The 11,333-nt window shown below is 59.6% G+C and carries 11 protein-coding genes, 1 tRNA gene and 2 rRNA genes (1 of these 14 cut by a window edge); 13 read left to right on the top strand and 1 reads right to left on the bottom strand.

Annotated elements, in window-relative coordinates; all coding sequences use genetic code 11:
- The 3 genes from Aeroheme_RS20565 to Aeroheme_RS20555 form a co-directional block, all read left to right on the top strand.
- Window positions 1-2,129, top strand: a 23S ribosomal RNA gene (locus tag Aeroheme_RS20565); it begins 761 nt to the left of the window's first position.
- Between the two features lie 126 nt (window positions 2,130-2,255).
- Window positions 2,256-2,370: ribosomal RNA gene (rrf, locus tag Aeroheme_RS20560) — 5S ribosomal RNA — on the top strand.
- Between the two features lie 106 nt (window positions 2,371-2,476).
- A tRNA-Thr gene (locus tag Aeroheme_RS20555) sits at window positions 2,477-2,552 on the top strand.
- A 48-nt stretch (window positions 2,553-2,600) separates the two neighbouring features.
- On the opposite strand, the gene Aeroheme_RS20550 is transcribed toward Aeroheme_RS20555, so the two are convergent.
- Window positions 2,601-2,804, bottom strand: coding sequence for a hypothetical protein (locus tag Aeroheme_RS20550; RefSeq protein WP_394293867.1), 204 nt, complete (start codon window positions 2,802-2,804; stop codon window positions 2,601-2,603).
- A gap of 141 nt (window positions 2,805-2,945) precedes the next feature.
- On the opposite strand from Aeroheme_RS20550, the gene Aeroheme_RS20545 reads away from it, so the two are divergent.
- From Aeroheme_RS20545 to hemB, 10 genes are all read left to right on the top strand, one after another.
- The gene (locus tag Aeroheme_RS20545) at window positions 2,946-4,211 is read left to right on the top strand and encodes a cytosine deaminase (RefSeq protein ID WP_411166473.1); all 1,266 of its coding nucleotides are present in this window, start codon (window positions 2,946-2,948) and stop codon (window positions 4,209-4,211) included.
- 89 nt (window positions 4,212-4,300) lie between these two features.
- Window positions 4,301-4,678 (top strand): fluoride efflux transporter CrcB, encoded by a 378-nt coding sequence (gene crcB, locus Aeroheme_RS20540; protein WP_106885397.1) that lies wholly within the window; start codon window positions 4,301-4,303, stop codon window positions 4,676-4,678.
- A gap of 65 nt (window positions 4,679-4,743) precedes the next feature.
- Window positions 4,744-5,496 carry a bifunctional demethylmenaquinone methyltransferase/2-methoxy-6-polyprenyl-1,4-benzoquinol methylase UbiE gene (gene ubiE, locus Aeroheme_RS20535; RefSeq protein WP_106885398.1) on the top strand — a complete coding sequence of 251 codons (753 nt, stop codon included), beginning with the start codon at window positions 4,744-4,746 and terminating at the stop codon, window positions 5,494-5,496.
- A gap of 8 nt (window positions 5,497-5,504) precedes the next feature.
- Window positions 5,505-6,113 carry an SCP2 domain-containing protein gene (locus Aeroheme_RS20530; protein ID WP_025328843.1) on the top strand — a complete coding sequence of 203 codons (609 nt, stop codon included), beginning with the start codon at window positions 5,505-5,507 and terminating at the stop codon, window positions 6,111-6,113.
- Entirely contained in the window at window positions 6,113-7,753 is a 1,641-nt protein-coding gene (ubiB, locus tag Aeroheme_RS20525; RefSeq protein ID WP_139438510.1) for a ubiquinone biosynthesis regulatory protein kinase UbiB, read from the top strand. The genes Aeroheme_RS20530 and ubiB overlap by 1 nt, the downstream gene beginning before the upstream one ends.
- 40 nt (window positions 7,754-7,793) lie before the next feature.
- Window positions 7,794-8,042, top strand: coding sequence for a Sec-independent protein translocase subunit TatA (gene tatA, locus Aeroheme_RS20520; RefSeq protein ID WP_025328841.1), 249 nt, complete (start codon window positions 7,794-7,796; stop codon window positions 8,040-8,042).
- 3 nt (window positions 8,043-8,045) lie between these two features.
- Entirely contained in the window at window positions 8,046-8,498 is a 453-nt protein-coding gene (gene tatB / locus Aeroheme_RS20515) for a Sec-independent protein translocase protein TatB (protein WP_262114025.1), read from the top strand.
- Window positions 8,495-9,250 (top strand): twin-arginine translocase subunit TatC, encoded by a 756-nt coding sequence (gene tatC / locus Aeroheme_RS20510; protein ID WP_139744615.1) that lies wholly within the window; start codon window positions 8,495-8,497, stop codon window positions 9,248-9,250. The genes tatB and tatC overlap by 4 nt, the downstream gene beginning before the upstream one ends.
- Window positions 9,251-9,361: 111 nt before the next feature.
- The gene (locus tag Aeroheme_RS20505) at window positions 9,362-10,147 is read left to right on the top strand and encodes a TatD family hydrolase (protein WP_262114022.1); all 786 of its coding nucleotides are present in this window, start codon (window positions 9,362-9,364) and stop codon (window positions 10,145-10,147) included.
- A gap of 3 nt (window positions 10,148-10,150) precedes the next feature.
- Complete coding sequence (gene hemB, locus Aeroheme_RS20500; RefSeq protein WP_262114021.1) at window positions 10,151-11,170, top strand: porphobilinogen synthase; 1,020 nt, start codon at window positions 10,151-10,153, stop codon at window positions 11,168-11,170.
- Window positions 11,171-11,333: the final 163 nt, after the last annotated feature.

Here is an 11,333-nt window from a genome sequence, read left to right as displayed (position 1 = left end):
TGGGGGTGAAAGGCCAATCAAACTCGGAGATAGCTGGTTCTCCCCGAAAGCTATTTAGGTAGCGCCTCGGACGAATACTACTGGGGGTAGAGCACTGTTTGGACTAGGGGGTCATCCCGACTTACCAACTCCATGCAAACTCCGAATACCAGTAAGTAATATCCGGGAGACACACGGCGGGTGCTAACGTCCGTCGTGAAGAGGGAAACAACCCAGACCGCCGGCTAAGGTCCCAAAGTTCTGGTTAAGTGGGAAACGATGTGGGAAGGCTCAGACAGCTAGGATGTTGGCTTAGAAGCAGCCATCATTTAAAGAAAGCGTAATAGCTCACTAGTCGAGTCGGCCTGCGCGGAAGATGTAACGGGGCTCAAACCAGGCACCGAAGCCGCGGATTCACACTTATGTGTGAGTGGTAGGGGAGCGTTCTGTAAGTCTGCGAAGGTGTGTCGAGAGGCATGCTGGAGATATCAGAAGTGCGAATGCTGACGTAAGTAACGATAAAGGGGGTGAAAAGCCTCCTCGCCGGAAGACCAAGGGTTCCTGTCCAACGTTAATCGGGGCAGGGTGAGTCGACCCCTAAGGTGAGGCCGAAAGGCGTAATCGATGGGAAGCAGGTTAATATTCCTGCACGACTTGTAATTGCGATGGGGGGACGGAGAAGGCTAGGTGGGCCAGGCGACGGTTGTCCTGGTGAAAGTGCGTAGGTGGTGTTTCTAGGCAAATCCGGAGACACAACACTGAGACACGAGACGAAGCCACTACGGTGGTGAAGCCATTGATGCCCTGCTTCCAGGAAAAGCCTCTAAGCTTCAGATTACAAGTCATCGTACCCCAAACCGACACAGGTGGTCGGGTAGAGAATACCAAGGCGCTTGAGAGAACTCGGGTGAAGGAACTAGGCAAAATAGAACCGTAACTTCGGGAGAAGGTTCGCTCTTGACAGTGAAGTCCCTTGCGGATGGAGCAGTTGGGAGTCGCAGTGACCAGATGGCTGGGACTGTTTATCAAAAACACAGCACTCTGCAAACACGAAAGTGGACGTATAGGGTGTGACACCTGCCCGGTGCCGGAAGGTTAATTGATGGGGTTAGCGCAAGCGAAGCTCTTGATCGAAGCCCCGGTAAACGGCGGCCGTAACTATAACGGTCCTAAGGTAGCGAAATTCCTTGTCGGGTAAGTTCCGACCTGCACGAATGGTGTAACCATGGCCATGCTGTCTCCACCCGAGACTCAGTGAAATCGAATTCGCCGTGAAGATGCGGTGTACCCGCGGCTAGACGGAAAGACCCCGTGAACCTTTACTACAGCTTGGCACTGAACATTGAACCTACATGTGTAGGATAGGTGGGAGGCTTTGAAGGCGTGACGCCAGTTGCGCTGGAGCCGTCCTTGAAATACCACCCTTGTATGTTTGATGTTCTAACGCAGGGCCCTGAATCGGGCTCGCGGACAGTGCCTGGTGGGTAGTTTGACTGGGGCGGTCTCCTCCCAAAGAGTAACGGAGGAGCACGAAGGTTGGCTAATCCTGGTCGGACATCAGGAGGTTAGTGCAATGGCATAAGCCAGCTTAACTGCGAGACGGACAGGTCGAGCAGGTACGAAAGTAGGTCATAGTGATCCGGTGGTTCTGAATGGAAGGGCCATCGCTCAACGGATAAAAGGTACTCCGGGGATAACAGGCTGATACCGCCCAAGAGTTCATATCGACGGCGGTGTTTGGCACCTCGATGTCGGCTCATCACATCCTGGGGCTGAAGTCGGTCCCAAGGGTATGGCTGTTCGCCATTTAAAGTGGTACGCGAGCTGGGTTCAGAACGTCGTGAGACAGTTCGGTCCCTATCTGCCGTGGGCGTTGGATGATTGAAGGGAGTTGCTCCTAGTACGAGAGGACCGGAGTGAACGAACCTCTGGTGTTCGGGTTGTCACGCCAGTGGCACTGCCCGGTAGCTAAGTTCGGAATCGATAACCGCTGAAAGCATCTAAGCGGGAAGCGAGCCCTGAGATGAGTCATCCCTGACCCCTTGAGGGTCCTAAAGGGCCGTTGGAGACCACAACGTTGATAGGTGGGGTGTGTAAGCGCGGCGACGTGTTGAGCTAACCCATACTAATTACCCGTGAGGCTTAACCATACAACACCCAAGAAGTGTTTCTGGCCTTGTAGCAAGTGCATGAACTACTAACTAATTCAGTGATAGCGACAAAGCCTACGGGCAACCTCGTTATTCACGTCAGCTTTCCGAGATTGAAGTTATTTGCCTGGCGGCCATAGCGCCGTGGAACCACCTGATCCCATGCCGAACTCAGAAGTGAAACGCGGTAGCGCCGATGGTAGTGTGGCATTCGCCATGCGAGAGTAGGACACTGCCAGGCTTCAATTAAGCAATCACAGCGATGTGGTTGGTCGCGATACAACGTCAGGTTGTGTTGGACAGAAGATTTAGATAGCGCACGCAGTGCGGTCTTTACCGGTTAGTGTGCTGATATGGCTCAGTTGGTAGAGCGCATCCTTGGTAAGGATGAGGTCCCCAGTTCGACTCTGGGTATCAGCACCATGAAAACGAAAGCCTCCCTGAAAAGGGAGGCTTTTTTGTTTTTACCATTCAGTTCATCGAGATCTGTCTGGCATCGAGATAGAAGCGGGCCTGCCCGGAAGCCTCTATCTGAATGGCTGCGACTAGTCGTTCGTTTCGCTTGTACTCCCACTGTTCGTCTATCTCGGTCAATGGGGGCTTGTTGATGCCCAGCGTCTGCAGATATTCGTGAAACAATCCTGCGCTGCCGATCTCGGTCAATCCTGCTTTCATCCCTATCCACTCCCTTTATTGTTGCTGTTCTTCAATGATGTCAGCCTCATATGCATTCTGTGTGAACGCTTTTCTATTAAATTGATCCGAGCTAAGTTGTGGATTGGCAAAGACAACCAGCGTCTCGAAGGGGAAAGGAACATGTTGATAAAGAATGTGCGTCTGAGTGGCAGGGAGGGGCTGTGGCAGATCCTATGTCAGGATGGCCTGATCAGAACCATAGCCCCCATGAGCCAGATCCTCCTCTCTACCCGGGAACTGGATGGGGAGGAGGGGATGGCGATAGCCCCCTTTATCGAGCCCCACATTCACCTCGATACCACCCAGACCGCCGGTGAGCCGAGCTGGAACCTCTCCGGCACCCTGTTCGAGGGGATAGAGCGCTGGGCCGAACGCAAGGCGCTGCTGACCCATGAGGATGTGAAGCGGCGGGCCATACAGACGTTGAAGTGGCAGATCGCCAACGGCATCCAGTTCGTTCGCACCCATGTGGATGTCTCCGACCCCAACCTGGTGGCCCTGAAAGCCATGCTGGAGGTGCGGGAGGAGATGAAGGGGTGGGTCGAGCTGCAGATCGTCGCCTTCCCGCAGGAGGGGATCCTCTCCTATCCCAACGGCAAGGCCTTGCTGGAAGAGGCGCTCAGGCTGGGAGCCGACGTGATAGGCGCCATTCCCCATTTCGAGTTCACTCGGGAATATGGGGTAGAAAGTCTGCATTATGTCTTCGATCTTGCCGAGAAATATCAGGTTCTGGTGGATGTGCACTGCGACGAGATCGATGACGAGCAGTCCCGCTTCATCGAGACCCTGGCGACGCTGGCCTACGAGCGCGGTATCGGCCATAGAGTCACTGCCAGCCACACTACAGCCATGCACTCCTACAATGGGGCCTATGCCTCTCGCCTGTTCCGCCTGCTCAAGATGGCGGACATCAACTTCGTCGCCAATCCGCTGGTGAACATCCACCTGCAGGGGCGTTTCGATACCTATCCCAAGCGTCGCGGCATCACCCGGGTCAAGGAGATGCTGGAGGCGAACATCAATGTCTGCTTCGGTCACGACGATGTGTTCGATCCCTGGTATCCCATGGGGACGGCCAACATGTTGCAGGTGCTGCACATGGGGCTGCATGTCTGCCAGATCATGGGCTACGAGCAGATCAACGACGGCTTGAAGCTGATCAGCAGCCACAGCGCCCGCACCCTGAATGTGCAGGATCGCTATGGCATCGAGGTGGGCAAGCCGGCCAATCTGCTGATCCTGCCCGCCGAGAACGGCTTCGATGCGGTGCGTCGTCAGGTGCCGGTGCGCTACTCCATCCGCCATGGCCGCGTGATTGCCGAAACCCGGCCAGCGCAGACCTCCCTGCATCTGGATCAGATAGAGCCGGTGGATTTTCGCCGATGAGGCGGCTCATCCCCGTAGATTAATTGCCCCGCTATCCCCGCTTGCCGGCATTTTGCATAATGTCGGCCTGACACTTATGGAGCCTCCCCATGCAAACCTGGTTATTTGTCGCGGCCGGCGGTGCCATCGGCGCCTGCCTTCGTTTTGGTATCGCCGAGTTGATGGCGCTGCTGCTGGGGCGCCACTTCCCCTATGGCACCCTGGTGGTCAACGTGGTGGGCTCCTTCATCATGGGGGTGGCCTATGCCCTCATTCTGCACGGGCATGTTGCCGAGCACCCGCTCAAGCCACTCCTGATGGTGGGTATATTGGGTGCCCTGACCACCTTCTCTTCTTTTGCCCTGGATACTGTGGTGCTGGCTCAACACGGGGCCTATCTGAAGGCGCTGCTCAACATAGGCCTCAATCTCTTCCTCTGCCTGGCCATGGTCATGCTGGGGATGCAGTTGGTGGCCAGCCGGGTTTAAGGTGTCCGCAGGTCACCGGCTCTGGTAAACTGGCGGCCATTCTTTGCTCTATGGGTGTTTGAGGGATGTCGGAACAGACTAATACTACGCATTTTGGCTATAAAACCGTGGCGGCGACCGAGAAGGAAACTCTGGTGGCTGGCGTCTTTCATTCGGTGGCGGCCAAGTATGATCTGATGAACGATCTGATGTCGTTCGGCATTCATCGCCTGTGGAAGCGCTTCACCATCGATTGCTCCGGTGTGCGCAAGGGTCAGAAGGTACTGGATCTGGCCGGTGGCACCGGTGACTTGACCGCCAAGTTCTCCCGCATCGTCGGCGAGACAGGTCAGGTGGTGCTGGCGGACATCAACGACTCCATGTTGAAAGTGGGCCGCGACAAGCTGCGCAACCTGGGGGTGGCGAACAACGTCTCCTACGTGCAGGCCAATGCCGAGGCTCTGCCCTTCCCGGACAATCACTTCGACGTCATCACCATAGGCTTCGGCCTGCGCAACGTGACCGACAAGGACAAGGCGCTGGCCTCCATGTTCCGGGTGCTCAAGCCGGGTGGTCGCCTGCTGGTGCTGGAGTTCTCCAAACCCGCCAGCGAGGTGATCGCCAAGCTCTACGATCTCTACTCCTTCAAACTGCTGCCGAAAATGGGCGAAATCGTCGCGAACGACGGTGAAAGCTACAAGTACCTGGCGGAATCCATTCGCATGCACCCGGATCAGCAGACCCTGGCGGGCATGATGGAGCAGGTCGGCTTCGAGCAGGTGGAGTTCTACAACCTGACTCAGGGTGTGGTCGCCCTGCACCGTGGTTACAAGTTTTAAGGTCGCCTATGCCGATGGATGCCATGGTCACAGCGGTGATCGAAACCAGCCTCAACCAGTTGCTGGCACTCGACAAGCAGAGCCCGGCGCGGCTGCGCAAGCTCGCGGGCAAGGTGCTCAAGCTGGAGCTGCGTGAGCTCAAGCCGCTCTGGTTTGTCTTCTCCGAACGTCGGCTGGACGTGCTGGCCCGCTATGAAGGGGAGCCAGACGCCGTGCTGAGCCTGTCGCTGACGGCGATCGGCCTGTTGAAGGATCCTTCCGCCCTGACTCGCTATATCCGCGAGGAGAAGCTGGACTTGAGCGGCGATCCCCAGCTGGTACAGGCCTTCAGCGCTTTGCTGGGGGAGCTGGACATCGACTGGGAAGAGGAGCTGTCGCGCTATACCGGCGACGTGCTGGCTCATACCCTGTGTGGCGGCGCCCGTCAGGCTCGTCGCGTGGTGGGCCGCGAGCTGTGCCGCTCCCAGCGCCAGCTGGCCGAGTACCTCACCGAGGAGGCCCGTCTAGCCCCAGGCCCCCTGGAAGTGGCGAGTTTCAACGACGACGTCGAGGTGCTGGCACAGCACATGAAAGCGGTCGAGTTGCGGCTGGCCCGCCTCGAGCAGCAGGTGAGCTGATGACCCCCAAGGAGTTCAAACGCCTCTATCGCATCGTCAGCATCCTGCTGGAGCAGGGCATCGATGAGCTGGTTCCCGCCCGCTATCAACCCTGGCCCGGACGCTTGGTGCGCCGCAGCCTGTTCTGGCTCAAGAACAAACAGCCGGAGCTGTGCCGTGGTGCCCGCATTCGCCTCGCCTTCGAGGCCCTGGGCCCCATCTTCATCAAGTTCGGCCAGATGCTGTCGACCCGCAGGGATCTGCTGCCGCCAGACATCGCCGAAGAGCTGGCCCTGCTGCAGGACAGGGTGCCCCCCTTCTGCGGGCAGGAGGCCAGGCGCCAGATAGAGGCGAGCCTGGGTTGCCCCATCGAGACCCTGTTCGATGACTTCGACGAGACGCCGCTGGCGTCCGCCTCCATTGCCCAGGTCCATACCGCCCGCTTGAAGGAGAATGGCCGGGAGATCGTCATCAAGGTGATCCGTCCCGACATAGAGCCCGTCATCGAGGCCGATCTGCGCCTGATGCAGGCGCTGGCTCGTCTGGTGGCCCGTTTCGTGCCCCAGAGCGCGCGGCTGCGTCCCGTCGAGGTGGTGGAGGAGTACCGCAAGACCATACTCGACGAGCTCAACCTGATGCGAGAAGCGGCCAACGCCATCCAGCTGAGGCGCAACTTCACCGGCTCAGAGGCGCTCTATGTGCCCGAGGTCTACACGGATCACTGCCGCGAGCAGGTACTGGTGATGGAGCGCATCTACGGCATTCCTGTCTCCGACATAGCCGCGCTGGAGGCCAACGGTACCAACATGAAACTGCTGGCGGAGCGCGGGGTTGAGGTCTTCTTCACCCAGGTGTTCCGTGACAGCTTCTTCCACGCCGACATGCACCCCGGCAACATCTTCGTCTCCTATGAGCACCCGGAGAATCCACTCTGGATCGGCATCGACTGCGGCATAGTCGGCACCCTGAACCGGGAAGACAAACGCTACCTGGCGGAGAACTTCCTCGCCTTCTTCAACCGTGACTATCAGCGGGTGGCGCAGCTGCACGTGGAGTCCGGCTGGGTACCGCCCGACACCAAGGTGGACGAGTTCGAGTTCGCCATCCGCACCGTGCTGGAGCCCATCTTCGAGAAGCCGCTATCCGAAATTTCGTTCGGTCACGTGCTGCTCAACCTGTTCAACACCGCCCGTCGCTTCAACATGCAGGTGCAGCCCCAGCTGGTGCTGCTGCAGAAGACACTGCTCTATGTGGAAGGGCTGGGGCGCCAGCTCTATCCCCAGCTGGACCTGTGGCAGACCGCCAAGCCCTACCTGGAAAGCTGGATGCACGAGCAGGTGGGCCCCAAGGCGGTGCTCAATGCGATCCGCGAGAAGGCCCCCTTCTGGGCTGAGAAGCTGCCGGAGCTGCCGGAGCTGGTCTACGAGACCCTGCGCCAGGCGCGGCATCAGCAGCACCACTTCGAGCAGATGTTCGCCGATTTTCGCCTGCACAGCCGTCGTCAGGGACAGGCCCGCTACCTCTTAGGGGTGGGAGCCAGCCTACTGTTGGTGGGTGTATTCTTGCTGACCCAGAAACAACATATTGAGTGGGGACAAATCAGTCTCGCCGGCGCCGGGTTATGCTGGCTGCTGGGCTGGTTGAAGACCCGCATTCATTAATTAAACTGCGCCATCAGGCGCCTATCCTGGAGAGAAAGTCATGGGTGGTATCAGTATTTGGCAATTGTTGATCATCGCAGTCATCGTCGTGCTGCTGTTTGGTACCAAGAAGCTGCGCGGCATAGGTGGCGATCTGGGAGCCGCCGTGAAGGGGTTCAAGAAGGCGCTGTCGGATGATCCGGCCGATGCCAAGCCTGAGCAGAAGGATGCGGAGTTTCCGGCCAAGCAGCTGAACGAGACGGCCAGCAGTGCCGAGACCGCCAAGCAGAAAGACAAAGATCAGGCCTAAGCCATGTTCGACATCGGTTTTTGGGAGCTGGTCGTCATCGGTGTCGTCGCTCTGGTGGTGCTGGGTCCCGAGCGGTTGCCGGTTGCCATCCGTACCGCCAGCCACTGGATCAAGCTGATCCGCAGTACCGCCAACTCGGTCAAGACAGAGCTGGAGCAGGAGCTCAAGTTGCAAGAGCTGCACAACGATCTGAAAAAGGCCGAGCAGTTGCAGATGAACAACCTGAGCCCCGAGCTGCAGGAGTCCATCGAGCAGTTGAAGGCGGCGGCCCAGTCAGTGAACCGTCCCTATCAGCCACAGCATGAGGCACAGAACGAGATCCGCCCGCCCGTCGCCCAGGTTGAACCTGCCACGCCGGTGGAACCTGTGGTGCAGCTGACCCGCGAAGTGCCGCCGGTCAACAGTCAGCGCGAGCCGGTCAGCGAGTCGGCCGGCAAAGGGGAGGTGAAGCCATGAGTCAGGCCGAGCAACCCCTTATCAGCCACCTGGTTGAGCTGAGAACCCGTCTGCTGCGTTCCATCTCTGCCATCCTGCTGGCGTTCGTCGCGCTCATCTATTTCTCCAACGACATCTACGATTTCGTGGCCCGGCCGCTGCTCAGCCAGCTGCCTGAAGGGACCAGCATGATAGCGACGGATGTGGCGACCCCCTTCATCACGCCCATCAAGCTGACCCTGGTGGTCTCCTTCTTCGTGGCCATCCCCTATCTGCTCTATCAGGCCTGGGCCTTCATCGCCCCCGGCCTGTACCAGCACGAGCGGCGTCTCGTCATGCCGTTGGTGGCCTCCAGTGCCGTGCTCTTCTATGCCGGCATGGCGTTCGCCTACTACGTGGTGTTCCCTCTGGTGTTCGGCTTCTTCACCAGCACGGCCCCCGCCGGGGTGACGGTGGCGACCGACATTGCCAGCTATCTGGACTTCGTGCTGACCCTGTTCTTTGCGTTCGGGGTGGCGTTCGAGATACCAGTGGCCACCATCTTGCTCTGCTGGACTGGGGTCACCACCCCCAAGAGCCTGAGGGAGAAGCGCCCCTACGTCATCGTCGGGGTCTTCGTGGTCGGCATGCTGCTGACCCCGCCCGATGTCTTCTCCCAGACCCTGCTGGCGATCCCCATGTGGGCCCTGTGGGAGATAGGTCTCTTCTTCGCCCGCTTCTATGTGAGGAAAGAGGACGAGGAGGAGCAGGAACAACCGGAAGAGGGGAGCTGAGGCTCCCTTCCTCTTTCCATGCATCCGTTCGAGGCGTATGGTGATGCCCCATCGAGTAGATGGTTTTCAAATACCTGATATGTATTCCTTTTGTTCGGAACCTCTGATCCCATGATCGACATTGGTCTCAACCTCACCAGCCCCCAGTTTGCCGGCGAACAGGCCGACCTGGTGGCCCGTGCCCGTACCGCCGGGGTGGAGGCACTGATCCTGACCGGTACCGATCTGGCCGGCAGCCGCGAGAGTGCCAAGCTTGCCGCCGAGTGGCCCGGTTACTGCTTCTCTACCGCCGGGGTGCATCCCCACGATGCCAAGAGTGTGGATGAGCAGACCCTGCCCGCCCTGCGCACGCTGGCGGCCCTGCCCCAGGTGGTGGCCATCGGCGAGTGCGGGCTCGACTACAACCGCGACTTCTCCCCCCGTCCGGTGCAGGATGCGGTGTTCGACGCCCAGCTGGCGCTGGCCGCCGAGCTCGGGATGCCGGTGTTTCTGCACTGCCGCGATGCCCATGCCCGTTTCATCGAGATCCTCCGTCCCTGGTTGCCCAGGCTGCCGGGGGCCGTGCTGCACTGCTTCACCGGCTCCGACCAGGAGCTGGACCAGTGCCTGGCGCTGGGGTTGCACATAGGGGTGACCGGCTGGCTCTGTGACGAGCGCCGTGGCCAGCTGCTGCGCGAGCAGGTAGCGCGCATCCCCGCCGGTCGGCTGATGATCGAGACCGACGCCCCCTATCTGGTGCCGCGGGATCTGAAACCCAGACCGAAACGCAACGAACCCGCTTTTTTGCCGCACATCGCCCAGGTGGTGGCGGCCTGCCGTGGTGAAGCGCCCGAGGCCTTGCTGGCCCATACCAGGGCCACCTCCGCCGCATTTTTCCAACTTCCTCTTTTGGAGTGATTCATGGCCATAACTCTTCCGGGCGCCTTTCCGGGTCGCCGCCTGCGCCGGGTGCGCAAACATGATTTCAGCCGTCGTCTGGTGCGCGAGAACCAGCTGACCGTCAACGATCTCATCTATCCGGTGTTCGTGCTGGAGGGGGAGGGTCAGCGTGAGGCCGTCGCTTCCATGCCGGGGGTGGACAGGCTCTCCATCGATCTGCTGCTGATCGAGGCCGCCGAGCTGGTTGAGCTGGGCGTGCCCGCCATCGCCCTGTTCCCGGTGACGCCGCTGGCGCAGAAGAGCCTGCTGGCGGAAGAGGCCTATAACCCGGACGGCCTGGCCCAGCGCGCCACCCGTGCCCTCAAGGCCCGCTTCCCTGAGCTGGGTGTCATCACCGATGTGGCGCTGGATCCCTTCACCACCCATGGTCAGGACGGCATCATAGATGACGATGGCTATGTGCAAAACGACATCACCACCGAGATCCTGGTGAAGCAGGCGCTCTCCCACGCCGCCGCCGGGGCCGACATAGTGGCGCCGTCCGACATGATGGATGGTCGCATCGGTGCGATTCGCGCCGCGCTGGAAGAGAACGGCTTCGTCAACGTCCAGATCATGGCCTACTCCGCCAAGTACGCCTCCAGCTACTATGGCCCGTTCCGCGATGCGGTGGGCTCCGCCGCCAACCTCGGCAAGAGCAACAAGGCCACTTACCAGATGGATCCGGCCAACGGCAACGAGGCGCTGCACGAGGTGGCGCTGGACATCGCCGAAGGGGCTGACAGCGTCATGGTCAAGCCGGGCATGCCCTATCTGGATGTGATCCGTCAGGTGAAGGATCAGTTCGGGGTGCCGACCTTCGCCTATCAGGTGAGCGGCGAGTACGCCATGCACATGGCGGCGATCCAGAACGGCTGGCTGAAGGAGCGGGAGTGCGTCCTGGAGTCCCTGCTCTGCTTCAAGCGGGCCGGTGCCGACGGCATCCTCACCTACTTCGCCAAGCGTGTGGCGCAGTGGCTGAAGGAAGACGCCCGGCGCTGATGCGAGCGGCGTCATCCCCTTCACAATGCCGGCCCCAGGGCCGGCATTGTCGTCTCTGGATGCCGGATCGCTGCATTAATGAGCAGCTTTTGGCGAAATCTGGGCAGCGGGCCCGGCTCTGGGTGGCAAAGGCTTGATAAATGGGGTTTCTGCCTACATCTTA

The sequence above is a fragment of the Aeromonas sp. DSM 116730 genome, from assembly GCF_046581335.1.
GTDB lineage: Bacteria > Pseudomonadota > Gammaproteobacteria > Enterobacterales > Aeromonadaceae > Aeromonas > Aeromonas rivipollensis.
Note: the sequence above shows the minus strand (reverse complement) of the source record. Positions and strands in the feature narration are given on the sequence as shown.